Annotated in this window: 24 protein-coding genes; 16 read left to right on the forward strand and 8 right to left on the reverse strand. The window is 59.8% G+C overall.

What is annotated here, in order from left to right:
* Window positions 1-4: 4 nt before the first annotated feature.
* The gene (locus HX812_RS10730; RefSeq protein ID WP_038849159.1) at window positions 5-2,194 is read right to left on the reverse strand and encodes a patatin-like phospholipase family protein; all 2,190 of its coding nucleotides are present in this window, start codon (window positions 2,192-2,194) and stop codon (window positions 5-7) included.
* Between the two features lie 84 nt (window positions 2,195-2,278).
* On the opposite strand from HX812_RS10730, the gene HX812_RS10735 reads away from it, so the two are divergent.
* The gene (locus tag HX812_RS10735; protein WP_038849162.1) at window positions 2,279-2,566 is read left to right on the forward strand and encodes a SelT/SelW/SelH family protein; all 288 of its coding nucleotides are present in this window, start codon (window positions 2,279-2,281) and stop codon (window positions 2,564-2,566) included.
* 33 nt (window positions 2,567-2,599) lie between these two features.
* Here HX812_RS10735 and HX812_RS10740 read toward each other — a convergent pair whose 3' ends face one another.
* The 3 genes from HX812_RS10740 to HX812_RS10750 form a co-directional block, all read right to left on the reverse strand.
* Window positions 2,600-2,881, reverse strand: a complete 282-nt coding sequence (locus HX812_RS10740) for a hypothetical protein (protein ID WP_016976544.1) — start codon at window positions 2,879-2,881, stop codon at window positions 2,600-2,602.
* Between the two features lie 132 nt (window positions 2,882-3,013).
* Entirely contained in the window at window positions 3,014-3,898 is an 885-nt protein-coding gene (locus HX812_RS10745; RefSeq protein WP_038849164.1) for a DMT family transporter, read from the reverse strand.
* Window positions 3,899-3,996: 98 nt separating this feature from the next.
* Complete coding sequence (locus HX812_RS10750; RefSeq protein ID WP_038849166.1) at window positions 3,997-4,746, reverse strand: AraC family transcriptional regulator; 750 nt, start codon at window positions 4,744-4,746, stop codon at window positions 3,997-3,999.
* 137 nt (window positions 4,747-4,883) lie between these two features.
* Here HX812_RS10750 and HX812_RS10755 point away from each other — a divergent pair, with 137 nt between their 5' ends.
* Complete coding sequence (locus tag HX812_RS10755) at window positions 4,884-5,693, forward strand: UDP-2,3-diacylglucosamine diphosphatase (RefSeq protein ID WP_033900731.1); 810 nt, start codon at window positions 4,884-4,886, stop codon at window positions 5,691-5,693.
* Between the two features lie 125 nt (window positions 5,694-5,818).
* Here HX812_RS10755 and HX812_RS10760 read toward each other — a convergent pair whose 3' ends face one another.
* The 3 genes from HX812_RS10760 to phhA form a co-directional block, all read right to left on the reverse strand.
* Entirely contained in the window at window positions 5,819-7,012 is a 1,194-nt protein-coding gene (locus HX812_RS10760) for an amino acid aminotransferase (RefSeq protein WP_038847719.1), read from the reverse strand.
* A complete protein-coding gene (locus HX812_RS10765; RefSeq protein WP_038847720.1) occupies window positions 7,012-7,368 on the reverse strand; it encodes a 4a-hydroxytetrahydrobiopterin dehydratase in 357 nt (118 codons plus the stop codon). Before HX812_RS10765 ends, HX812_RS10760 begins: the two co-directional genes overlap by 1 nt.
* A gap of 97 nt (window positions 7,369-7,465) precedes the next feature.
* Entirely contained in the window at window positions 7,466-8,257 is a 792-nt protein-coding gene (phhA, locus tag HX812_RS10770) for a phenylalanine 4-monooxygenase (protein WP_038847721.1), read from the reverse strand.
* A gap of 257 nt (window positions 8,258-8,514) precedes the next feature.
* Here phhA and HX812_RS10775 point away from each other — a divergent pair, with 257 nt between their 5' ends.
* Complete coding sequence (locus tag HX812_RS10775) at window positions 8,515-10,083, forward strand: sigma-54-dependent phenylalanine hydroxylase transcriptional regulator PhhR (RefSeq protein WP_038847722.1); 1,569 nt, start codon at window positions 8,515-8,517, stop codon at window positions 10,081-10,083.
* A 95-nt stretch (window positions 10,084-10,178) separates the two neighbouring features.
* Here HX812_RS10775 and HX812_RS10780 read toward each other — a convergent pair whose 3' ends face one another.
* Entirely contained in the window at window positions 10,179-10,652 is a 474-nt protein-coding gene (locus HX812_RS10780) for a hypothetical protein (protein WP_152514731.1), read from the reverse strand.
* Between the two features lie 516 nt (window positions 10,653-11,168).
* Between HX812_RS10780 and HX812_RS10785 the strand changes: the two genes are divergently transcribed.
* The 13 genes from HX812_RS10785 (at window position 11,169) to fliT (ending at window position 25,350) form a co-directional block, all read left to right on the forward strand.
* Window positions 11,169-11,909: a flagellar basal body rod protein FlgF gene (locus tag HX812_RS10785; protein WP_038847726.1), complete on the forward strand. Its 741-nt coding sequence runs from the start codon at window positions 11,169-11,171 to the stop codon at window positions 11,907-11,909.
* 62 nt (window positions 11,910-11,971) lie between these two features.
* Window positions 11,972-12,757 (forward strand): flagellar basal-body rod protein FlgG, encoded by a 786-nt coding sequence (gene flgG / locus HX812_RS10790; protein ID WP_005790105.1) that lies wholly within the window; start codon window positions 11,972-11,974, stop codon window positions 12,755-12,757.
* A 53-nt stretch (window positions 12,758-12,810) separates the two neighbouring features.
* A complete protein-coding gene (gene flgH, locus HX812_RS10795; RefSeq protein WP_038847728.1) occupies window positions 12,811-13,506 on the forward strand; it encodes a flagellar basal body L-ring protein FlgH in 696 nt (231 codons plus the stop codon).
* Window positions 13,507-13,533: 27 nt separating this feature from the next.
* On the forward strand, window positions 13,534-14,622 hold the full coding sequence (locus tag HX812_RS10800; protein WP_033901075.1) for a flagellar basal body P-ring protein FlgI: 1,089 nt from the start codon (window positions 13,534-13,536) through the stop codon (window positions 14,620-14,622).
* Window positions 14,623-14,626: 4 nt separating this feature from the next.
* The gene (gene flgJ / locus HX812_RS10805) at window positions 14,627-15,898 is read left to right on the forward strand and encodes a flagellar assembly peptidoglycan hydrolase FlgJ (RefSeq protein ID WP_038847729.1); all 1,272 of its coding nucleotides are present in this window, start codon (window positions 14,627-14,629) and stop codon (window positions 15,896-15,898) included.
* 10 nt (window positions 15,899-15,908) lie between these two features.
* On the forward strand, window positions 15,909-17,957 hold the full coding sequence (gene flgK, locus HX812_RS10810) for a flagellar hook-associated protein FlgK (protein WP_038847731.1): 2,049 nt from the start codon (window positions 15,909-15,911) through the stop codon (window positions 17,955-17,957).
* Window positions 17,958-17,971: 14 nt separating this feature from the next.
* Complete coding sequence (locus HX812_RS10815) at window positions 17,972-19,594, forward strand: flagellar hook-associated protein 3 (RefSeq protein WP_177074162.1); 1,623 nt, start codon at window positions 17,972-17,974, stop codon at window positions 19,592-19,594.
* Between the two features lie 276 nt (window positions 19,595-19,870).
* A complete protein-coding gene (locus tag HX812_RS10820; protein ID WP_010208730.1) occupies window positions 19,871-20,800 on the forward strand; it encodes a ketoacyl-ACP synthase III in 930 nt (309 codons plus the stop codon).
* A gap of 307 nt (window positions 20,801-21,107) precedes the next feature.
* The gene (locus HX812_RS10825; RefSeq protein ID WP_038847734.1) at window positions 21,108-22,583 is read left to right on the forward strand and encodes a flagellin; all 1,476 of its coding nucleotides are present in this window, start codon (window positions 21,108-21,110) and stop codon (window positions 22,581-22,583) included.
* Between the two features lie 74 nt (window positions 22,584-22,657).
* Window positions 22,658-23,011 (forward strand): flagellar protein FlaG, encoded by a 354-nt coding sequence (locus tag HX812_RS10830; protein ID WP_038847736.1) that lies wholly within the window; start codon window positions 22,658-22,660, stop codon window positions 23,009-23,011.
* An 81-nt stretch (window positions 23,012-23,092) separates the two neighbouring features.
* Entirely contained in the window at window positions 23,093-24,484 is a 1,392-nt protein-coding gene (gene fliD / locus HX812_RS10835) for a flagellar filament capping protein FliD (RefSeq protein ID WP_038847737.1), read from the forward strand.
* A gap of 139 nt (window positions 24,485-24,623) precedes the next feature.
* Complete coding sequence (fliS, locus tag HX812_RS10840; RefSeq protein WP_021490843.1) at window positions 24,624-25,028, forward strand: flagellar export chaperone FliS; 405 nt, start codon at window positions 24,624-24,626, stop codon at window positions 25,026-25,028.
* A gap of 25 nt (window positions 25,029-25,053) precedes the next feature.
* A complete protein-coding gene (gene fliT / locus HX812_RS10845) occupies window positions 25,054-25,350 on the forward strand; it encodes a flagellar protein FliT (protein WP_028617332.1) in 297 nt (98 codons plus the stop codon).
* Window positions 25,351-25,443 lie beyond the last annotated feature (93 nt).

Below are 25,443 nucleotides of genomic sequence, written 5' to 3' on the forward strand. Positions count from 1 at the left end.
GTCGTCAGAACGTCTGCCCCAGGTTCAGATACACCGCCTTCTGATTATCATCATTGAACCCATAGCTGAAATTCAGCGGCCCCAACGGTGTATCGAACCCCAGGAAAATACTCGCCGCGTTGATATACCCACTGTCGAATTCATTGTCATTGTTCCACGCGCGGCCGCGCTCCAGTGACGCGCCCAGGTACAGCGGGAAATCCAGCGGCAGGTACGAACGCGGTGTGAGCCTGCGGTAGTACACCGCGCGCATCAGGCTGATGTTCTGCCCCGAGATAGCATCCTGGCGGAAGCCCGACAGCTGCCGCGCACCACCCAGCAGGAAGCTGGAAATCACCACGTCCGAATCATCCAGGGTGCGCCCGTAACGCCCGCCCAGCACCAGGGTGTCCGGGCCGTGGCTCATGGCCTTGTCGAGCTTGAACTCCCACTGGCGGTAGCGTTGGTCCGAGCCCAGCCCAGGTTCGAATTCGCGGTAGGCCAGGCCGATGTCTTCGCCGGTATGGGGGAAGTACACGTTGTCCAGGGAGTCGAAGGAGTACTTCAGTTCATAGAAGCCTTCGCTGAAACTCACGCTGGGCAGGTCCCGGTCGCCAATGCGCACATCTGCCTTGCCCCAGGCTTCGCCGACGCCGAAGCGGATTTCGCCGCTGTTGCCGATCTGCCGTCCGACGTTCAAGCCGAAACCGTAGCGTTCCAGGCGATATTCGGAGATGGGGTCGTTGTCCAGGATCAGCTCGACGTTCTGGGCCTGGGCGCTGATATACGGCGCGACAAAGTAACGTGAGCCCGTATCCATCGGCTGGTAGAACTCGCTGTAAAGCTCTTGTCGATCCCCAATCTGTACCCGTGTCAGCCATTCGGCGCCGAGGCGGTTGATGCCGTTCATGCGGTAGCTGGCGCCGAGGTTGAACGCGCTGTCGCCGCGCATGTCATCCGACAGGTTAAGGCCCAGGCGCAGGTAGTCGGTACCGCTGCGTTTGCCGCGCGCGCTGATCACCAGGGTGTTGTCCTGGCCCTTTTTCACCACGCGGTATTGCACCTGCTCGAAGTAATCCAGGCCGTACAAGGTGCCCATGTCGGTTTGCAGGCGCCCTAGGTTGAGCGGTTCGCCCAAGGGTTGGCGGATGTAGTAGCGGATCACGTCGTCGCTGACTTTCGAGTCGTTCTCCACGTTGATGGCAGTGATCACCGGCGTGCGTTCGCCGGGTGTACGGGCGGCCACCAGTTGTGGGTCGATCGGCTCGGCGGGGCGCAGGTGGGCCAGGCGCGCGTCGAGGGCGCGGGTGGCGCGATAGCCGGCATCGATCATGTCCTTGGCGCGGCCGAAGTCGGTCACGCCGTAGGCGGCGAGGGGTGGCTGGATCAGCACGTCCTTGGGGTGCAGGTCCTTGAGTTGTTCTTCGGAGTTGCGTCGGGTCATCAGGGTGATCGACTGGTTGAGCACGTCCACCACCGTCGCCAGTTGCTTGCGCGAGCGCAGTGGCGTGCCGATGTCCACGACAATGGCGATATCCACGCCCATGTCCCGCGCCACATCGAGCGGGATGTTATCGGTCATGCCGCCGTCCACCAGCAGCCGGCCGTCCAATTCCACGGGTGCGAACACCGCCGGGATCGACATGCTGGCGCGGATCACCTGGGGCAGGTGGCCCTTGCGGAATACCACTTTCTCGCCGGTGGTGATATCGGTCGCCACCGCGCGGAAGGGGATCGGCAGCTTGTCGAAGTTACGCGTGTTGCTGCTATGGGCGAACATGCTTTCCAGCAGCAGCGCCAGGTTCTGGCCTTGGATCACGCCCAGTGGCAGGCCCAGGCTGCCGTCATCGCGAAAGCTGAGTTTCTGCTTGACCAGGAAATCCCGGTCATCCTGCTTGCGCCGGAACGGCACGTCTTCCCGCGGCGGTGCGTCAGACAGTGCCTGTTGCCAGTCGATGCTCAGCGCCAGTTTTTCCAACTCGTCGATCTTGTAGCCCGACGCGTACAGCCCGCCGATCACCGCGCCCATGCTGGTGCCGGCAATCGCATCGATCTGGATGCCTTGCTCTTCCAGCGCCTTGAGCACACCGATATGTGCCAGCCCACGGGCGGCGCCGCCGGACAGCACAAGGCCGATCTTCGGGCGTGGCGGTTCAATGGCGTCGGCGATAAGGGGGAGCAGGCACAGAAACAGGCAGGACAGCAGGCGGCGCATCATGAATCTCGAGGCTGGGCGATAAAGGCCGGTATTATAGCCACTCGATCCGCCGAGCCCGTTATGCCTGGAGCTTCTCAAATTATGTCTTCGATCAAACCCGAGATCGTCATCACCTATTGCACCCAGTGCCAGTGGCTACTGCGCGCCGCGTGGTTGGCGCAGGAACTGCTGAGTACGTTTGCTGATGATTTGGGCAAGGTGTCGCTGGAACCGGCCACGGGCGGCGCGTTTCGCATCACTTGCGACGGTGTGCAGATTTGGGAGCGCAAGGCGGACGGCGGTTTTCCCGAGGCCAAGGTGCTCAAGCAGCGCGTACGTGACCAGATCGACCCGCAGCGCGACCTGGGGCATAACGACCGCACCCAGTGAAAGTCACCGCCCCGTGGGGCGGTGACACGGTGGTTATTTGGCCGCCATCTTTTGCTTGATAAAGCCAATCACCCACGTCAGTACCAGCCCGCCGACACCTCCGCCGACAATGTTGCTGCCCACTGCCGCCACGTCCAGGGCTTCGCCGCCCGAGGTGCCCGTGAGTGCCGCGACGACTTGGCCGAGCACCAGCCCGCCGACACCACCGATCAGTGTATTGAGCCCGGTCCCGAGGCTCTGTTTGGTCATGCCGGCGATGTTGCCGCCGACGGCGCCGCTGATGATCTGCACTAACAAATTGATGAGCATTTCCATGGTAAAGCTCCCGCATCGCGTTGAGGTTGTGACCACTCGCGTGCAGCAACTTCAGAACACACCCAGGCTGTCGTCGAGCTGTCGGTTATCCGTTGAACGACTGCAGACTGTTGCGGATATTCAAAGTATAGATCAGGCCGTCGCCGCGGGCTGCTTGGCCTGGCTGGCACCGCCCATCAACCCTGACAGCACGATCGCGACGATGATCAACACACCGCCCAAGAGCATGCGCAGCGTCGGGGTTTCGGCAAACAGCAGCCAGGCCGCGGTGATGCCGTAGACCGGCTCCATGGCGAACACCACCGAAGCGGTACGCGCCTTGATCACCGCGAGGCTGGCAACAAACAGGCTATGGGCCAGGCCGGTGCAGAACACCCCGAGCAAACCGATCCACAACCAGTCGATTGCGCGCACCTCTGTCAGGCCGGGCGCCGCCACGGGCAACAAGCACACGGCGACCACCACGTTCTGGCACAGCGCTGCCTGCACCGCCGGGATACGTCCGGAACTGGCGCGGTTATTCAGTGACAGCAGGGAAAACAGCAACCCCGAGGCGATGCCCCAGAGCAGCCCGCCGGTGGCTTCGCTGGCGAGGTTGAAGTCCGGGGTAACCAACACCAGGCCGACGCTGACCAGTACGACCAGGACCACTTCGTTGGCGCGGATGCGCTCGCGGAAAATCAGCCCCTCGAGGATCACGGTAAAAGCTGGAAATGCGGTGAAGCCCAAGGTCGCAACCGCTACGCCGGCGACTTTCACGGCAATAAAGAAGGTCACCCAGTGCGCCGCCAACAATACGCCGCTGACCAGCAGTCGGCGCCAGTCGCGCAGTTCCAGGGTTTTCCAGGCGGTGCTGCTGGCGAACCGTGCGAATACCGCCAGGGCTACCACGGCAAACACGGCGCGACCAAAAACGATGATGGCCGGGGAGGCGGCCGCCAGTTTGCCGAATACGCCGGTGAGGCCAAACATCAATGCGCCGATATGCAGGGCGCCGAGGGCTGAGCGGGGAGTCATTGCGATCCTTGAGTCTTGGTGTGACAGAACCGCAGTCTAGTGGGTGGCCCGCATCGGTGTCTGTCGTCCGGCTCGCGATGTTTATCGCGAGACTCTTCCTACGGCTTACGCCTTAAAGCACCCGGCGAGGCGCCAAATTCCCGCAGCATTGCAGCGGCGAAGGCACTTTGCGAGGCGTAACCGACGCGATCGGCAATTTCACCGATAGGCAGCGGTGTTTTGCGCAACAGGTCCAGGGCCATGTGCAGGCGACGGCTACGGATGTAGTCCATCGGTGTTTGCCCGCATTCGGCCATGAACCGTGCGTGCAGGCGCGCCACCGATAAGTCAGCGATACGCGCCAGGTCAGCCACCTGCAAGGGATGCGCAACGTGCCGCTCGATATGTTGATTGAAGGCTGCGTACGGCAGGCGCCGGCCCGGCTGCGGTGGGGCCAGCGGATGATTGAGGCTGGCCAGCAACAGCACCGCGCCTTGCTGCACGATCAATGGGTCATGCACCGGGCTGTGGGCCAGCCATTGCACCAGCTGGCTTTGCCGCGAGTCCAAGGTCAGCCGCGCGGGCTGGTCGAGCAGGCGGCGACTGGCATCGGCATGCTCGCCCAGCGATTGCAGCACCCAGTGCTCCGTCGGCACATCCAGCACCAGGCAACGACTGCCATCGCGACTGCCGCACGCATGGTGGGCCGAGAAGGGCAGCACCATCACGCTGCTTTCGCGCACCTGGCTGCCACGGCCGTCTACTTCCAGGTCCAGGTGCCCGGACAGGCCGAACACCAACTGCGCATGGTCATGGCTGTGGGCGAGGGGCGCTTCGACGTAGTGGCGTAGGGTGAGGGTGGGTCCCATTGCGGTCTCCTGGGCGGCAAGCTGGCAGTCTACAACGCTTTGCGGGCCGTGAGCGCTGTCATCAGACTGACGCACAGTTGTCATGGGCTATTAATCGCCAGGGCGCAAGCTCGCGAAAACACCGTCGAGGGATGCCCATGACCAGTGCCGAGTTCGCCAAGCCCAGCCGCAAGCAACGGGTTCGTACCCTGTGGATTTCCGATGTGCACCTGGGCACCCGGGATTGCCAGGCCGAACATTTGTCGCAGTTCCTCAAGGGCTATCACGCTGACAAGGTCTACCTGGTCGGTGACATCATCGACGGCTGGAAACTGCGAGGCGGCATGTATTGGCCCCAGGCCCACACCAACGTGATCCGTCGCCTGTTGACCATGGCCAAGCGTGGCACCGAGGTGATCTACGTCACCGGCAACCACGACGAATTCCTGCGTCGCTATTCCAAGCTGATCCTGGGCAATATCCAGCTGGTCGACGAAGCAATCCACGTGACTGCCGACGGCCGGCATCTGCTGGTGATCCACGGCGATCAGTTCGACGTGATCACCCGCTACCACCGCTGGCTGGCGTTCCTCGGTGACTCGGCCTACGAGTTCACCCTCACGCTGAATCGCTGGCTGAACCACTGGCGTGCGCGCTACGGTTATGGCTATTGGTCGCTGTCGGCGTACCTCAAGCACAAGGTCAAGACAGCGGTGAACTTCATCAGTGATTTTGAAGAAGCCATCGCCCACGAGGTGACCAAGCGCGAGTTGCATGGCGTGGTCTGCGGGCATATCCACCATGCGGAGATTCGCAAGGTGGGCGAGGTGGATTACCTCAACTGCGGGGATTGGGTGGAATCGTGCACGGCGTTGATCGAACACTGGGATGGGAGCATCGAGTTGTATCGGTTGGCGGATGCGCAGGCCAAAGAGGCGCAGCTCAAGGCAGAGATGGTAGCGGGCTAGAGTCTGACTCGGTCGAAATGTGGGAGCGGGCTTGCTCGCGAATGCGGTAGGTCAGTCACCTGATGTGTCGGATGACACACCGCTTTCGCGAGCAAGCCCGCTCCCACAGTTTTGATTCGGTTTCTTCAGTTGGAGACATCGGCAATGGCTTGAGCCAGCAACGTCAGGCGTGTCGCATCAATGCCCGCCACGTTGGCCCGCCCCGAACTCACCATATACACGCTGTGCTTTTCGCGCAGTTGCTTCACCTGCTCGGCACTCAAGCCGGTATAGGAAAACATCCCGCGCTGCGCCCCGATGTGCGCAAACCGCTCCGACAGACCGTGGGGCGCCAACGCCTCCACCAAGCCCGAACGCAGGTGTGCGATCCGTGAGCGCATGGCTTCGACCTCGTCGCTCCAGCGTTTTTTCAGCTCGGTATCCCCCAGGATGGTCGCCACTACCGCAGCACCATGGTCCGGCGGCGTCGACCACAGGTTACGCGCCGTGTTGGCCAACTGGCTGCGCACATCCGTGAGCTTTTCGGCATCCGCCGCACACACGATCAACGCGCCGACGCGGTCGCTGTACAGGCCGAAGTTCTTCGAGCAGGAACTGGTGATCAGCACTTCCGGCAGCTCGGCTGCAAACAACCGCACGGCCCAGGCGTCCTGCTCCAAACCATCGCCAAAGCCTTGGTAAGCGAAGTCGATCAGCGGCAGCAACTGGCGCTCGCGCACGATCTGCAGCACCTGGCGCCAGTCGTCCTGGGACAGGTCGAAACCGGTCGGGTTATGGCAGCAGGCGTGCAGCAGCACCACGTCGCCCTTGGGCACGCTGGACAGGGTGGCGAGCATCGCTGCCACATCCAGGCGGTTGTCAGCACCCACGTAAGGGTAATGACTCACCGGGATCCCGGCCTTGGCAAAAATCGTTTCGTGGATCGGCCAGGTCGGGTTGCTCAGCCAGACGCCACGACCGGGCAGGTTGTGCGCAATGAAGTCAGCACTCAGGCGCAAGGCGCCGGTGCCGCCCGGGGTCTGGGTGGCGCCGGCACGGCGTTCGCGGATCAGCGCGGAGTCCGCGCCGAGCACCAGCTCGCTGATCAGCTTGCCGAACGCCGCATTGCCGTGGCCGCCGATGTAGGTCTTGGTGGTTTGCGTGTCCACCAGGCGCTGCTCGGCCAGCTTCACCGAGTGCGGAATCGGGGTCAGGCCCTGGTCATCTTTATAGACGCCCACGCCCAGGTCGAATTTGTTCGGGTTGCTGTCCTGGGCGTACAGGTCCATCAGCCCGAGGATCGGGTCGCCGGGCACGCGGCCAATGGCATCGAAATGCATTACTTGCGGCCCTCGACGTCCTTGGCCACTTCGTCGGTGCGCGCGGCCATGATGAAGTCGTTGCGGTGCAGGCCTTTGATGGAATGGCTCCACCAGGTCACGGTGACCTTGCCCCACTCGGTGAGCAGGCCTGGGTGATGGCCTTCGGCTTCAGAGATGTCACCCATGGCGTTGGTGAAGGCCAGGGCGAACTTGAAGTTTTTGAACAGGAAAACCTTTTCCAGTTGCATCACGCCGTCGCGGACTTCGATGTTCCAGTCGGGGATCTGCTTGAGCAGCACCGGCAGTTCTTCGTCGCTGACTTGCGGGGCATCGGCACGGCAGGCTTCGCAGTGGGCTTGGTTCAAGGTGGTCATGAGGGTGTCCTGAATTCGAAGGTATGAAGATCAGTAGCGTTACCCTAAAGCAACGCGCGGCCAGGGAACAGACTCACCTGGCCTCAAGATGTAAGGTTCAAGCCGCCTTGGGCTTGGGTGGAAACTTCGGTGCGTGCAGACCCAGCTGCATGCCACGTTCCACCATGCCCATGATGTCCTCCTGCGCGACTTCGAACAGGCGCTTGAGGTCTGGCAGCACGAAGTACAAAGGTTGCAGGATGTCGATGCGATACGGCGTGCGCATCGCCTCCAATGGGTCGAACACTTGATGCTCGGGCTCGGACGACAGGCTGTACACCGTCTCCTTGGGCGACGACAGAATGCCGCCACCGTAGATGCGTCGACCTGCGGGCGTGTCCACCAGGCCGAATTCGATGGTCATCCAGTACAGGCGCGCCAGGTACACGCGTTGCTCCTTGGTGGCTGCCAGGCCGAGCTTGCCGTAGGTGTGGGTGAATTCGGCGAACCAAGGGTTGGTCAGCAACGGGCAGTGGCCGAAGATCTCGTGAAAAATATCCGGTTCTTGCAGATAGTCGAGTTCTTCGCGGGTGCGGATAAACGTCGCCACAGGAAACTGCTTGTTGGCGAGTAATTCGAAAAAAGTCTGGAAGGGGATCAGCGCCGGCACGCGGGCGACCTGCCAGCCGGTGGTCTCGGCCAGCACTGTGTTGATTTCGCCCAGTTGCGGAATGCGGTCATGGGGCAGGCCGAGCTTGTCGATGCCGTCCAGGTATTCCTGGCAGGCGCGTCCCTCGATCACTTTCAACTGGCGAGTGATCAGGGTGTTCCACACCGCATGTTCTTCCGGCGTGTAGTGGATAAAACCTTGCGCATCGGGCTCGCGGGCCACGTACTGCGTCTGCTTCATACGGCTCTCCTGCTAGGCATTCGTTCTTGTTATGTCCTGCGATGCGCTTATTGATAACCCGTGCGCGGCCAGATTCCATCTGTTTAAAACGCTTTTACGTAGGAAAACTTACCAGTTTCCGTAAAGTATTCGTTACGCTTGTGAGGCTGTCCGCTGGCTTGGGCTGGGAAAAGCCCGCAAGCTGTCACATAATCTTGACGACTATCTGCGCCCAGCGACAAAAAGACGCGGCGCCTCCCCACTTTTCGGGCCTCTTCATGCGTATCAAAGTGCATTGCCAGAACCGCATCGGCATCCTGCGGGACATTCTCAACCTGCTGGTGGAATACGGTGTCAACGTCGCCAAGGGCGAGGTGGGCGGTGAGCATGGCAATGCCATCTACCTGTTTTGCCCGAACCTGGTGAACATGCAGTTCCAGGCGTTGCGCCCGCAGTTCGAGGCGATTGCCGGGGTATTCGGCGTCAAAAGGGTAGGGCTGATGCCCAGCGAGCGTCGGCATATGGAGCTCAATGCGTTGCTTGGCGCCCTGGAATTTCCGGTGCTGTCGATCGACATGGGCGGCTCGATCGTCGCCGCCAACCGCGCGGCGGCACAGCTGCTCGGGGTACGGGTGGATGAGGTGCCAGGCATTCCGTTGTCGCGGTATGCCGAGGACTTCGACTTGCCGGAACTGGTGCGCGCCAGCAAATCGCGGATCAACGGCCTGCGGGTCAAGGTCAAGGGTGACGTGTTCCTGGCGGACATTGCGCCGCTGCAATCCTCCGAACATGACGATAGCGAGGCCATGGCCGGCGCCGTGCTGACCCTGCATCGGGCCGACCGTGTCGGTGAGCGCATCTACAACGTGCGCAAGCAGGAACTGCGTGGCTTTGACAGCATTTTCCAAAGTTCCAAGGTCATGGCCGCCGTGGTGCGCGAAGCCCGGCGCATGGCGCCGCTGGACGCGCCTCTATTAATAGAAGGCGAAACCGGTACGGGCAAGGAGCTGTTGGCACGCGCCTGCCACCTGGCCAGCCCGCGTGGGCAATCGCCGTTGATGGCGCTTAACTGCGCGGGCCTGCCCGAGTCGATGGCCGAGACCGAGCTGTTCGGCTACGGCCCTGGCGCGTTCGAAGGTGCGCGTGCCGAGGGCAAATTGGGGCTGCTGGAGCTGACGGCGGGCGGTACGTTGTTTCTCGATGGAGTTGGGGAGATGAGCGCGCGATTGCAGGTGAAATTGCTGCGCTTTTTGCAGGACGGTTGCTTCCGTCGCGTAGGCAGCGATGAAGAGGTTTACCTGGACGTGCGGGTGATCTGCGCCACCCAGGTGGACTTGTCCGAGCTGTGCGCCCGTGGCGAATTCCGCCAGGACCTCTATCACCGTCTCAACGTGCTGTCCCTGCATATTCCACCGCTGCGTGAATGTCTCGACGGGCTTGCGCCGCTGGTTGAGCACTTTCTCGATCAGGCCAGTCGCCAGATCGGCTGCCCGTTGCCCAAGCTGGCGCCGGCCGCGATGGACCGCCTGAGCCACTACCACTGGCCGGGCAACGTGCGGCAGTTGGAAAACGTGCTGTTCCAGGCGGTGTCGTTGTGTGACGGCGGGACGGTCAAGGCCGAACATATTCGTCTGCCCGATTATGGCGTGCGTCAGCCGCTTGGCGATTTTTCCCTGGAGGGCGGCTTGGAAGAGATCGTCGGTCGATTCGAGAAGGCGGTGTTGGAAGCCTTGTACGCCGAGCACCCCAGCAGCCGACAACTGGGCAAGCGCCTGGGGGTGTCTCACACGACGATCGCTAATAAGTTACGTGAGTACGAAGTTATAAAGTCAGGCGGTACTCATTGAATATAAGGTGAATGTTGTGATTGTCTGAAAGGTAAGGAGAGCAGTTTGTTAAAGTAACAACCTGCTCCCGTTAAGGTTGGGGCATTAGTATCTTTTTATGATGGACGATTTGCCGAGTAGGCTGATTTGTTGGGTGATATTTCGTTGTCAGGATTAAAGTCATGATCTTGAACACGGAAACCTATAGGGTTTTCGCGAAAGTCGAAACGACCGAACCAGGGTTCTTTAGATCCATTCAAGCTTGGATGCGCATGTTCACGATCCAGTTCCACTGGCCAATCATCCTGGTCAACGTCCCTGGAGTGGTCGGTTTGAGGGGCTGGGTCGGCGTAACGGCTCAGCGGCCTAGGGGCCGAATCAACGCGGCTGTACTCCTCCCGCTGCTGGCGAAACGGCGTGTTGTAAGGGCTTGGCCCTTGATAGCGATCTTGAGTGGGTGCGCGACCCTGCTTCGAGCTGGCCGTTGCGTCTCCTTGACTGCTTTGCTCGTAGGCCGAGCGCCGGTTGTTATGATTTGTTTGCATATCAAAAAATTGATAAAGCGATCGGGAGCTATGGATCGAAAACATAGGTAAGTCTCCTGCAGTGTTTGATGGCGTGGCTCACTGTCTGTGAGTGTTTGGAATCTATACGCTGGATGCCGAATTACCAATGCGGTTGTTTCAAGTAAATGTGAGTAAATCAACCTGGATGTTTCAGTGCAGGGTTGAGTTTTACGGTGGTTTAATACGCAAGGTGAACACTCAGGTAGTTGGCGGCGCAGTGGTCTCCCCTTACCGGCGTTAAATCTGCTGAACTTGAAATGTGTTGGTGCAGATGAATATTTGGCGCCGATGAACTCGCGTGCCTTGCGGTATGCCTTGATCACGGGAAGCAGGTACTGGGGCGGCAAGCCCTGAGCTTGCCGTAAGCGGCATAAGTCCGCCGTTTTTCCGACTCCGCCTAACGGCACGCTTCTCTATATCTGGCCGAAAACCCCCGCCCCGACTGGGTTTTACCTGGTTTTCAAAAGTTGGTTCGCAAATTGCTTAAGCCTCATCAGTACAGCGGTGGGCGGCAAGCGTCCGTCAGAAAGAGGAAAGAGCGTGGACAAGTACCTTTATGTGGCAATGACCGGCGCCAGCCAGAATGCTCTGGCGCAGAAGGCCCATGCCAACAACCTGGCGAACATTTCCACCAATGGTTTCCAACGTGACCTGGAGCAGGCGCGTTCGATGCCGGTGTTCGGTGACAGCTTTCCGGCGCGCGCGTTTGCCATGACCGAGCGTCCAGCCACCGACTTCACGCCTGGCGCGATGATCGAGACGGGCCGTGACCTGGACGTTGCCGTCAGCGGCAATGGCTGGATGGCCGTGCAGACCCCGGACGGCAGCGAAGCCTACGTGCGCAGCGCGAGCATGAACGTCGATGCATTGGGCGTGCTGCGTGCCGGCAACGGTATGCCGATCATGGGTAATGGTGGTCCGATTGCCGTGCCGCCCCAGCAGAAAATCGAAGTGGGGGCTGATGGCACCATCAGCATCCGCGCCATGGGTGAAGGCCCACGCGTGATGGCGGAAGTGGACCGCATCAAGCTGGTCCAGCCGGACCTGAAGAACATGAATAAAGGCCTCGACGGCACCATCCACACCAAGGATGGCCAACCTGCCCAGGCTGACGCGACAGTCACGCTGACCTCGGGCTTCCTGCAGGCGAGCAACGTCAATGCGGTGGAAGAAATGACCGCAGTGCTGGCGCTTTCCAAGCAGTTCGAGCTGCACATCAAGATGATGAACAGCGCCAAGGAAGACGACCAGGCCATGACCCGCGTCATGCAGATGAGCTGATTGCAGCCCACTAATTAATTTGTGATGTAGCGCCAACAAACAGGCGCGCAGAGGAGAACAGCATGCTTCCGGCTCTATGGGTTGCCAAAACAGGTTTGTCCGCCCAGGACACCAACCTGACCACCATTTCCAACAACTTGGCCAACGTGTCGACCACGGGTTTCAAACGTGACCGTGCCGAGTTCCAGGACTTGCTCTATCAGATCAAGAAGCAGCCAGGCGCCCAGTCGACCCAGGACAGCGAACTGCCGTCGGGCCTGCAATTGGGTACCGGTGTGCAGATCGTCGGCACCCAGAAGAACTTCAGCGCCGGTAACCTGCAACAGACCGGCCAGCCGCTGGACATGGCCATCAACGGCCGTGGTTTCTTCCAGATCCTGCAACCGGATGGCACCACTTCCTACACCCGTGACGGTACGTTCCACCTGGACTCCAACGGCCAGATCGTCACCGCCAACGGCTTTGCCCTCGAGCCGGCCGTGGTCGTTCCCGCCGACGCCAAGACTTTCACCGTCGGCAACGACGGCACCGTGTCCATCACCGTGGCCGGCAACCCCGCGTCGCAAGTGATCGGCAACCTGCAGACCGCCGACTTCATCAACCCGGCCGGCCTGCAAGCCATGGGTAACAACCTGTTCCTGGAAACCGCCTCCAGCGGCGCGCCGCAAATCGGCACCCCTGGCCTGAACGGTTTCGGCACCACGCTGCAAAGCACCCTGGAAACTTCCAACGTGAGCACGGTCGAGGAGATGGTCAACATGATCACCACCCAGCGCGCCTACGAGATGAACTCCAAGGTGATCTCCACCGCCGACCAGATGCTTTCGTTCGTAACGCAGAATCTGTAATCAAGTCTATGGGGCGCTCTTGAGGGCGCCTGCAACACCGTGAGGTAAGGGTCATGAATCGCTATGTTTCTGTTCTGGCATTGAGTGGGATTGCCGTGCTCGCGGGCTGTGTCGCCCCGACGCCAAAACCCAATGACCCGTACTACGCGCCGGTGTTGCCACGCACGCCGTTGCCGGCGGCTGCCAATAATGGCTCGATCTACCAGGCCGGTTTCGAACAGAACCTGTACAGCGACCGTAAGGCGTTCCGGGTCGGTGACATCATCACCATCACCCTGAACGAGAAGACCCAGGCCAGCAAGAATGCCAACTCGCAGATCGGCAAGACCAGCAAGGCCAGCATCGGCTTGACCTCGCTGTTCGGCGGCGTACCCAACACCAACAACCCGCTGGGCAGCGGTGACTTGAGCCTGGACGCCGGCTACAGCGGCGACCGCGCCACCAACGGCAAGAGCGCGGCAGGGCAGGGCAACAGCCTGACCGGTTCGATCACGGTGACCGTGGCCGATGTATTGCCCAACGGCATCATCGCCGTGCGCGGTGAAAAGTGGATGACCCTCAACACTGGCGACGAGCTGGTGCGCATTGCCGGCATGGTCCGCGCTGATGACATCTCCACCGACAACACCGTGCCGTCGACGCGAATCGCCGACGCACGCATTACCTACTCGGGTACGGGTTCGTTTGCTGACGCGAGCCAGCCGGGCTGGTTCGACCGTTTCTTCCTTAGCCCGCTGTTCCCTTTCTAGGTGGCCACTTTGAACTTCAAACAGCTGATGGCGGCCGCACTCCTGCTCTCCTTGAGCGCTGTCGCCCAGGCCGAACGCCTGAAGGACATCGCCAGCATCTCCGGCGTGCGTTCCAACCAGTTGATCGGCTACGGCCTGGTAGTGGGGCTCAACGGTACGGGTGACCAGACCACGCAGACCCCGTTCACCCTGCAGACCTTCAACAACATGCTCTCGCAGTTCGGTATCAAGGTGCCGGCGGGTTCGGGTAACGTGCAGCTGAAAAACGTCGCGGCGGTGTCGATCAGTGCCGACTTGCCGGCGTTCTCCAAGCCGGGCCAGGTGGTGGACATCACCGTGTCGTCGATCGGTAACTCCAAAAGCCTGCGCGGCGGCACCTTGCTCATGACGCCCCTCAAGGGTATCGACGGTAACGTCTACGCCATCGCCCAGGGCAACCTGGTGGTGGGCGGTTTTGACGCCGAAGGTCGTGACGGTTCGAAGATCACCGTCAACGTGCCGTCAGCCGGTCGAATTCCGGGTGGTGCCACCGTTGAGCGCACCGTGCCAAGCGGCTTCAACCAAGGCAACAGCCTGACCTTGAACCTCAACCGCTCCGACTTCACCACCGCCAAGCGCGTGGTCGACAAGATCAACGACATGCTCGGCCCTGGCGTGGCCCAGGCCATCGACGGCGGCTCGATCCGTGTGACCGCGCCGCTGGACCCAAGCCAACGCGTCGACTACCTGTCGATCCTGGAAAACCTTGAGGTCGACCCAGGCCAGGCCGTGGCCAAAGTCATCATCAACTCGCGGACCGGCACCATCGTGATCGGCCAGAACGTCAAGGTTTCGCCAGCGGCCGTGACCCACGGCAGCCTGACCGTGACCATCACCGAAGACCCGATCGTCAGCCAGCCTGGGCCTTTGTCCAACGGCCAGACGGCGGTGGTGCCGCGTTCGCGTGTGAATGCCCAGCAAGAAGCCAAGCCGATGTTCAAGTTCGGCCCCGGCACCACCCTGGATGAGATTGTCCGCGCGGTGAACCAGGTGGGCGCAGCGCCCGGCGACTTGATGGCGATCCTCGAAGCATTGAAACAGGCCGGCGCCTTGCAAGCCGACCTGATTGTGATCTGAGGCCATGGCCATGGATATGCGCAAGAGCGGCATCAGCAGCACGGCGGACTCGGGGTCCTACTCTGACCTGAACCGGCTTAACCAGCTCAAGGTCGGTGCCGACAAGAACAGCGAAGGCAACATGCGCAAAGTGGCGCAGGAGTTCGAGTCGTTGTTCCTGAGCGAGATGCTCAAGTCCATGCGTTCTGCCACCGAGGCGTTGGGCAAGGACAACCCGATGAACACGCCGGCCGCCAAGCAGTACCAGGAAATGTATGACCAGCAACTGGCGGTCTCGATGTCCCGCGAAGGCGGTGGTATCGGCCTGGCTGATGTGCTGATGCGCCAGATGCAGAAGAACAAACCAGTGGAGGCCCAGGCCGCCACCCTGCAAGGCCCGGCGGCTGCGGAGCCTGCGAAGAAAGTTGATGTGCCGACAGAAATTGCCGCGGGCACCCAGGCTGACGGGCCTTTGGGTCGCTCCAATGGCCAGCGTCCGCTGTGGGCTTACCGCGTGGCTGAGCCACAGGCGGGTGCCCCGTCGGCCCATAGCAACGACATGGAATTGATGAATCAGCGGCGCATCGCCTTGCCGAGCAAGCTGACTGATCGCCTGCTTGCCGGCATTGTGCCAAACGCGCCGGTTGCTATCGATGCCAAAAGCGCGCCGCTGCGTAACAGCGTGGCCGACGACAACGTGATCAACAGCACCGCCCGCACCTTTGCTGTGCCGAGCGGGCGCATGCAGGTCTACGGCCGCGCCGTGGCCCAGCCACCGTTGGCACCGGCGAAGAAAGCCTTCAGTTCGCAGGATGAATTTGTCGCCACCATGTTGCCGATGGCCAAGGCGGCCGCCGCGCGGATTGGTGTCGATCCGAAGTACCTGGTGGCCCAGGCCGCCCTGGAAACCGGTTGGGGTAAATCGGTGATGCGCGCCGAAGACGGCAGCAGCAGCCACAACCTGTTCGGCATCAAGGCCGGCCAGAGTTGGCAGGGCGGCCAGGCTCGCGCGATCACCAGTGAGTTCCGCGATGGCGCGATGGTCAAGGAAACGGCGCAGTTCCGTTCCTACGACTCTTACCAGGACAGCTTCCACGACCTGGTGACGTTGCTGCAAAGCAATGATCGCTATAAAGAAGTTGTGAAGTCGGCCGACAACCCGGAACAGTTTGTTCGCGAGTTGCAAAAAGCCGGTTACGCAACCGACCCGGCCTATGCCAGCAAGATTTCGCAGATCGCCAAAACGATGGACAGTTACCAGAATTACGCTGCCGCTGGCGCAACCACACATTTATAAGGTCTGAACCATGAGTTTGCTCAGTATCGGGATGTCAGGGCTCAATTCCGCTCAAGGATCGTTGTCGGTCTTGAGTAATAACATTGCCAACGCCAACACCGCGGGTTACTCACGGCAGCAGACTACCCAGAATGCCAACGCGGCGAACCAATTCGGTGGCGTGTTCATCGGCAGCGGTACCACCCTGGCTGATGTGCGCCGGGTGTATAACGAGTTTCTCGACGCGGCGTACCAGAACAGCACCTCGCTCAACAGCGATGCCAAGGCTTATCTGGATCAGGTCAGTGCCGTCGACAAGACGCTGTCGGACAAGACCACCGGCATGTCGTCCGTGCTCAGCGCGTTCTTCGCAGCGGCTCAGACCGCCTCGGCCAACCCGAGCGATACGTCGGCCCGCCAGATTCTGCTCACCAGCGCCCAGACGTTAAGCAACCGGTTCAACTCGATCTCCAACCAGTTGAGCCAGCAGAAAGAAACCATCAACAGCCAGCTGACCTCCATGGCTGACCAGGTCAACCAACTGACCTCGTCGATTGCGTCCCTCAACAAGCAGATCAACCAGGTTCAGGGCGCGTCGAATACCACGCCGGCCAACCTGCTGGATGCGCGTGCCGAGGCGGTGCGCTCGCTCAATGAGCTGATCGGCGTGACCGCCAGCGAGAAAAACGGTGTGTTCAGTGTCAGCACCGGCACGGGTCAATCCCTGGTGCTGGGCGATCAGTCCAACTCGATTTCTGCCGTGCCTGGCAAGGACGATCCGAGCCAGTACACCATTCAGATGAACATGCCGGGTAACACGGCCGTCGACATCGGCAATGTGATCAGTGGTGGCAGCATCGGCGGCCTGATGCGCTATCGCAGTGACGTGTTGATGCCGGCCATCAACGACTTGGGTCGCATCGCCATCGTCACCGCCGATACGATCAACAGCCAATTGGGGCAGGGCATCGACCTCAACGGTGAGTTCGGCGCGTCGATGTTCAAGGACATCAACAGCGCGGCGGCGGTTGCTTTGCGCAGTGTGGCCGGTCAAGGCAACCAGGGCGCCGGCAGCCTGGGTGTGACGATCAAGGACACCAGCAAGCTGACCAACTATGACTACAAGGTCACCTTCAGCGATCCGGGCGACCCCAACAAAGTGACGGTGCAGCGCTCCGATGGCAAAGCCATGGGCACCTTTGATATTTCCGCCACACCGCCTTCGGTGATCGACGGCTTCACACTTGAGCTTAAAAACGGCCCGATGTCGGCCGGTGACAGCTTCAAGGTCAGCCCGACCGCCAGCGGCGCGAAGGATATCGGCACAGTCCTCACAGACCCGAGCAAGATTGCCTTTGCCGCACCGCTCAAAGGCGAGGCCAGCAAAACCAACCAGGGCACCGGCAGCTTCACGCCGCCAACCCTGACCGTGCCGCTGGATCTCCAGGGCGGCGCCAATACCGCGCAACTGCGCATCGGCATTGAAAACTCGATGCCGGTGAAGATGGTATTTGGCAAGCCCGCCGCCGACGGCACCCAGAGTTACACGATCAACGACGCCAAGGGCGATCCGATCGGCACCGGCACCATCATTCCGGGGCAGTCCAACAAAATCAGCATCAACGTGCCAATGCGCGATGCCAGCGGCGCCCTGGTGGTGCCGGCCAAGAGCTTCAGCTTTGACACCTCGGTGGCCGGCTCGCCGACCGATGGCGACAGCACCACCTTTTCGTTCAACGCCAGCGGCAAGTCCGATAACCGCAACGCCCAGGAACTGCTGAACCTGCAAACCAAGGCAACGGTAGGTGTTGCCGCCGATGGCAGTGGCGGCACCAGCCTGGTCGGCGCCAACAGCAAGTTGGTGTCCACGGTCGGCGCCAAGGCCGCAGCGGCTACCACCGATACCACGGCCACCAACGCGTTACTGACGGCCAACAAAAATGCGCGCAACTCCGTGTCCCAGGTCAACCTGGATGAGGAAGCGGGCGACATGATCAAGTTCCAGCAGTACTACACAGCGTCGTCGCAGATCATCAAGGCTGCGCAAGAAACTTTCAGCACGCTGATCAATAGTCTTTAAGGGAGTCTGGGACGATGCGCATTTCTACACAGCAGTATTTCGACACCAGTGCCGCCAAGTACCAGAACAACTATGCCGGCGTAGTGCAGGCTCAGCAGCAGGCGAGTTCCGGCGTGCGTGTGCAGACCGCAGGGGATGATCCGGTGGCGGCGCAACGTTTGCTGATGCTGCAGCAGCAGAAAGATATGCTGGCGCAGTTCAGCGGCAATATCTCAAACATCAACAGCTCGCTGACCAATGAAGAAAGCGTGCTGACGGCGATCAATGCAACGATCCAGGCCGCCAGCCAATTGGCGTTGAAGGCCGGTGGCGTGACCAGTGATGCCGACCGCAAATCCATCTCGGTCGAAGTGGGCGCCCTTGAAGACCAACTGCTGGGCTTGCTCAACAGCAAGGATGCGGCGGGCAACTACCTGTTCTCCGGCTCCAAGACCGATACGCCGCCGTACTCGCGCAACATCGACGGCACCTACAACTATCAGGGCGACGAAAATGAGTTGAGCCTGCAGGTGTCCGAAACGTTGACCGTACGCACGGGCGACACCGGCAAGACCATTCTGGAAGGTGCGGCCAACAACAGCCGCACTCAGACCAAGTACACCACGCCCGCGCCGGTGCCCCCGGCGACGACGCCGTCGCAGGTGGATGACCATAAAGTTGCCATTTCGGCCGGCCTGATAACCTCGAGTGTCGACTACAGCAAGTCGTTCGCCGACGGCCAGCCGTACAAGGTGACGTTCACCAGCAGTACCCAGTACGTGGTGACCGACAAGGACAACAACGACATTACCTCGCAACTCCCGGGTAATGGCACGTTCGACTCCACTAAGGAAGGCAGCGCCAGCATCAACGTGCGTGGGGTCAAGTTCGATATCAGCGTCGATCTCACGGACAAGGCCACTGGCCCTGATGCCGATGCCATGGTCAAGGGCCGCGAGTTCACCCTGGCCGCCAAGCCGGACACCTTTAACGTGTCCCGCACGGCAAGCAACACGTCGTCGACGCAGTTGACCAATGCCACGGTCAGCAATCCCGCTAAATATGCCAGCACCTTTCCGGCCAACAGCGGTGTGCTGGTCAAGTTCAGTGACACTGACTCGTCGGCCTTCCAGGTGTTTGCACAGCCCTACAACGCCAACAGCAAGCCGATTGATTCGGGCGTCATCGACACCACCACCACGCCGAGCTCGATCACAGTGGCCGGTGTGACCTTCGGCCTGAGCGGCGCGCCTAATGTGGGCGATCAGTTCGCGGTGGGCGCCAGCACCCAGAAGACCCAGAGTGCCCTCGACACCTTGAGCCAATTGCGCAAGGCCCTGGAACAACCGGCCGATGGTATTCCAGGCGCACGGGTGAAGCTGCAGGATGCACTCAACGCCGCCGTCAGCAACCTGACCAGCTCGGCGGACCAGGTGGACAACGTGCGCGGCTCCATCGGTGCGCGGCAGAATGCGCTCACCGTGCAGTCCAGCGAAAACGAAAGCGTCGGCCTGGCCAACAAATCCACCATGAGTGCCCTGGCGAACATCGACATGGGGGAAGCGGCGATCAACCTGACCCTGCAGCAAACCATGCTGGAAGCGTCGCAACTGGCCTTCGTGAAAATCTCGCAGTTGAGCCTGTTCAACAAGATGTAAGCAGCGCTACGTCAAGCGGCCCGCTCTGGAAACAGGGCGGGCCGTTGTCGTTTCTGGGATTTAATTGTTTGAAGGTTTTGCACAAAGCACACACAATTGAGTGACCTGTGAGTCATAAAGCGCATCTTCACTGTATCGTGTGAAAAGGATAAGTCGTCACAGGGTCCTTGCGAGGCGGCTTTCAGCGAGATTTTTATGGGGTTATCCCCTTTATTGTCAGCACTCCGGGCGCAGTCCCTGGGGTGTTCTCCAGCTATTTAGTATTGGGAAGCCACAATGATTGGCATAAAAAGCATCGCCAGTTACGTGCCGGCAGACGGTATCGATAACTACGCCCAGGGTGCCAAATTCGCCAAGGATGAAGAGTTCATCATTGGCAAGATCGGTTCGGCGTTCCTGCCACGCAAGGAAGCTGCGCAGGAAACCTCCGATCTGTGTGTCGAAGCGGTCAACGCTTTGTTTGCCAACAACCCGGATTTGAAACGCGAGTCGATTGACGCGCTGATCGTCGTCACCCAGAACGGCGATGAAGAGGGCTTGCCGCACACGGCGGCCATCGTCCAGGACAAACTCGGCCTACCGACCCACGTCGCAGCCTTCGATATTTCCCTGGGCTGCTCCGGTTACGTCTACGGCATCTATGCGATGAAGGGCTTCATGGAAGCCGCCGGCCTGAAAAACGGCCTGTTGATCACTGCCGATCCGTATTCGAAGATTGTCGACCCGGAAGACCGTAACACCACCATGCTGTTCGGCGATGCCGCGACTGCCACCTGGATGGGCGAAGACGCGCCGTGGTTGCTGGGCAAGTCGAAGTTCGGCACCGACGGTTCCGGTGCGCCGCACCTGAAGGTCAGTGATGGCGTGTTCTTCATGAACGGTCGTCAGGTCTTCAACTTCGCCTTGCTCAAGGTCCCGGCGCATTTGCATGAGCTGCTCAATGAGTCGGACCTGAAGGCTGACGAGATTGATGCGTTCTGCATCCACCAGGGCAGTGCGGCGATTGTCGACGCAGTGGCGCGTCGCTTTGAAGATGCGCCCGTGGACAAGTTCATCAAGGACATGGTCGAGACCGGTAATACTGTGTCGTCGAGCATTCCGCTGCTGCTGGAAAAGCACGTGATGGACGCCACCTGGAAGCGTGTGGCCATCAGCGGTTTTGGGGTGGGCCTGTCGTGGGGCTCGGCGATTCTCTATCGCCCTTGACACTTCAATAGTCTGAATAAAAAACGCCGATGATCGAGAGATCATCGGCGTTTTTTATTGTGGCGAGGGAGCTTGCTCCCGTTGGGCTGCGCAGCAGCCCTCAATCCTTTCAGTCGCCCCAAAAGCCCAATGAATACAGGGTCGTAAACCCTTGAATTGCAAGGGGTGGCACGGCGCCAGTAAAAAAATCAAAAAAAATCCTCAAGCAACCGGCTACCACGACGATAACTATTACGTAGGTTCTCAGGCCACACCCGGCGGTTGCCAGGGCCGGAAGCCGCAGTATCCATCCAACGAGGATTTCGTCATGGCTTTAACAGTAAACACCAACATTGCTTCCATCACTACTCAGGGCAACCTGAACAAAGCTGGCGGCGCCCTGGCCACTTCCATGCAGCGCCTGTCTTCCGGCCTGCGTATCAACAGCGCTAAAGACGACGCTGCCGGCCTGCAGATCGCCAACCGCCTGACCAGCCAAATCAACGGCCTGGGCCAAGCAGTCAAAAACGTGAACGACGGTATCTCCATCGCTCAGACCGCTGAAGGCGCGATGCAGGCTTCGACCGACATCCTGCAAAAAATGCGTACCCTGGCTCTGTCCTCGGCTACTGGTTCCCTGAGCGCTGACGACCGTAAGTCGAACAACGACGAATACCAGGCTCTGACTTCGGAACTGACCCGTATCTCGCAAACCACTACTTTCGGTGGCCAGAAGCTGCTGGACGGTTCGTACGGTACCAAAGCTATCCAGGTTGGCGCCAACGCCAACGAAACCATCAACCTGAGCCTGGAAAACGTTGCAGCCAACAACATTGGTTCGCAGCAGATCAAGAGCGTTGCGATCACTCCTTCCGCTACCGGTATCGGCAGCGCAACCGGCACCATCACTGTGACCGGTAACGGCCAGGTGAGCAACGCGATTGCTGTTCCGATTGGCGCATCGGCTCAAAGCATTGCCAGCAAAATGAATGGTGCAATTGGCGGCCTGACTGCTACTGCGAGCACCGAAGTTCAGATCGAAGTTGATAACGCTGCGTTCACTACTGGTGCTACACCTGCGGCTGCCGCGACCTTCTCGATGACCGTCAATGGTCAGACTGTCACCATGACTGGTGTAACCAGCCAGGCTGGCCTGGCTGATCAACTGAAGTCCAACGCTGCCAAGCTGGGTATCAGTGTCAACTTCGACGAAGCCAAGAAAACGCTTTCGGTCAAGTCCGACACCGGTGAGAACATCGAGTTTGGTTCTGTTGCAGCCAGTGCTGCCAGTGCCGGCGCTATCACCATTAAATCCAAGGATGGTTCTGGCGGCTTCCCTACTGGTGCAGGCACAGCTCTGTCCAACACCACCGCGATGATTGCCACCGGCCAAGTATCGCTGGACTCCTCCAAGGGCTACTCCTTGTCGGGCGCTGGTGTTGGCGGTCTGTTCGGCGCTGCCGCAGCTACCACTGCTGCTTCGACCAAAACCACCATCGCCAACACTGACGTGACCAGCGCTGACATGGCTCAAAACGCTCTGTCGGTTATCGATAAGGCCATCGGCACTATCGACAGCGTACGTTCGGGCCTGGGTGCTACCCAGAACCGTCTGACTACCACTGCAGACAACCTGCAGAACATTCAGAAGAACTCCACCGCTGCACGTTCCACCGTTCAGGACGTCGACTTCGCTGCTGAAACCGCCGAGCTGACCAAGCAACAAACCCTGCAATCGGCTTCCACCGCGATCTTGTCGCAGGCTAACCAGCTGCCATCCGCTGTACTGAAACTGCTTCAGTAATCAGCGCGCTTGGTAACTAACGGAAGGGCGCGTCTACGTGCCCTTCCGTTTTTTCGGTTTAGAGGAGATTGGACATGGACATGAGTGTAAAGCTGAACCAGTCTTATCCACCGGTTGCACTTCAAGGTACAACTGCCCCCGTAGCAGTCGCCGACAAAAGCGTCACCAAGGTCCAGGAGGCGCCGGCTGTAGGCAAGGAGCCTGAGCGCGCGGACCTGGAAAAAGCGGTAACCGATATTCGCGAATTTGTACAAGCTGCCCAGCGCAGCCTGGATTTTTCCATTGATGACTCCACCCACCGCGTAGTGGTCAAGGTCATCAATACCGACAATGGTGAAGTGATTCGCCAGATCCCGTCGGAAACAGCCTTGAAACTGGCACAGAGCCTATCCAGTGCAAGCCACGTGTTGTTTGACGACAAGGCTTGAGCTGGCATGAAACTTGTTGCTGTCTTGTCTTGAGGTATAACCAGTCAAGATAACGGCAGCCACCGAACAGGAGAAACGAAGATGGCGGGTTCAACGGTAAGTGGTGTCGGTTCCAACATCGATACGCAAGCGATCGTGAAGTCCTTGGTGGACGCCGAAAAGGTCCCCAAGCAGACGCAGATCAATACCGCGTCCCAGAAGGCGACCACCACGCTGTCTTCGATCGGCAAGATTCAAGCGGCGCTGGATGCGTTCCGTGGCGCACTGGACTCCATGACCAAGGACAGCAGCTTCACCGGTTTGACCGGTTCGTCCTCGGATGAAAAGACCGCGACCATGACGGCCAGCAATACGGCCTCGAACGGCAGTTTCCGACTGATCGTCGACCAGTTGGCCCAGGCGTCTAAGTTGTCGAGCAAAAACTTCGCCGGTGGTACCTCGACCGTGGTCAACTCCACGGACAAGGCGACCACGTTGACCATCACTCAGTCCGGTAAGGCCTACGATGTCAGTGTTCCGCCTGGTGCGACCTTGCAGCAGGTGCGGGATTCGATCAATACCCAGTTTGGTACCTCGGGGTTGAGTGCGAACATCCAGACCGACTCCAATGGTTCTCGGCTGATCCTGACCTCGACCACCATGGGCACCGGCTCGGACCTCACGCTCTCTGGCACCTCGGGGCTGGATGTGGGTTCCACTGTTGTCGATTATCCCAAGGATGCGCAGTACAGCATCGATGGTGTTGCGTCGGTCTCCAAGACCAACAATATCGAGGGCGCGCTCAGTGGTGTGAACATCAAGCTGGTGGCGGTTTCCACTTTTAAGACCGGCATAACGGGCGACAAGAACGCGACGTTGATCACCGTCAGCACCAACAATGCGGCGCTCAAGTCCGGGGTCAAGGGTTTCCTGGACTCCTACAACGCGCTGATGACGGCGATGAATGCCGAAACCAAGGTCACCAAGAACCTGGACGGCAGCACCACGCCGGCAGCCCTGACGGGCGACTCGACCATGCGTTCGCTGCAGGCCGCGATCCGGAATGAGTTCAACGAGCTGTCCGGGACCGGTCAATTCAAGTCGTTGGCTCAATTTGGTATCAGCACCAGTTCCACCACCGGTCTGCTGACAATTGATGACAAAAAGTGGGATGCGGCGGTTAAAACCAACGGTGCCGACATCAACAGCATGTTCACCGGCAAGGACGGCATGCTGGCGCGCATGAAGGGCGCGACCGATGACTTCGCCAAGGCGACCACGGGGGTTTTGGCCACGCGTTCCACCTCGCTGTCTGACAGTCTGAAAGACCTGTCGAAGCAGCAGGAAAGCCTGAACGAGCGCATGGACCTGCTGACCAAGAGCCTGTCCGACAAGTACAACGCCATGGACACACTGGTCGCCCAATTGCGCCAACAAAGCACCAGCGTCATGACCACGCTCAACGCCTTGAACAACCCTAAAACCAACAGTTGATTCCAACTGACGCAAAAGGCCAGGCAACCTGCCTGGCCTTTTTGTATCGGAGGACGACTGGCGCTAAAGCTTTTTGCGACCCAGTCGACATATTGGTTACTGAAACCCTTTTCGCTGTCGCCTGTCACGAGGTAGAAACATGAATCCCATGAGAGCCCTTCGCCAATACCAGAAGGTCAATTCCCATGCTCAGATCTCCGAAGCCAGCCCTCATCGTCTGGTGCAGATGCTGATGGAAGGCGGCCTCGACCGCATGGCCCAGGCCAAAGGCGCGTTGGCGCGCGGCGACATCGCGACCAAGGGCCTGATGCTCGGCAAGGCAATCGACATCGTGATCGGCCTGCGTGACGGCCTGGATGCGGAAAAGAGTGACAACCCGGCTTACGTCCAGCAACTGGAGAGTCTGTACGCGTACATGACCAACCGTCTTATGGAAGCCAACCTGCACAACGACGCCGACATGATTGACGAAGTGGCGCGTTTGATGATTACCGTAAAAGAAGGCTGGGATGCCATCGGCGCGCCACAAGGCGCAGCAGAGTAAGGCCATCGGCCTTGAGGAATACGTCATGAGCCAAGCATTGCAACGCATTGATGAAACCCGTGAGGCGCTGATGGGCGCGCTGGCGGACCGTAACTGGGACGCCATCGGCGAGCTGGACATGGGCTGTCGCGACGTCATCGAGCAGGTGCTCAGTGAAGCGCCGGTCGATGAGGATGCGTTGCGTGAAAAGCTTGAGAGCTTGCTGGCGGTTTATCAGCAGTTGCTTGAGGTGACGACTGGCGAACGCCAGGCGATTTTCGAAGAGATGTCGCAGATCAACCAAGCGAAAAATGCGTCAAAGGTTTACCATCTGTTCGGCTGAAAAGCGTCAGTTGGTCCGATCGGTGCGTCATATATTTGACTGTGCCAGCATTTTTGACTTAACTAGTGCTGTTTTCAGATTTCAGACGTCTAG

The sequence above is a fragment of the Pseudomonas sp. IPO3749 genome, assembly GCF_013386605.1.
Taxonomy (GTDB): Bacteria; Pseudomonadota; Gammaproteobacteria; order Pseudomonadales; family Pseudomonadaceae; genus Aquipseudomonas; species Aquipseudomonas azotoformans_A.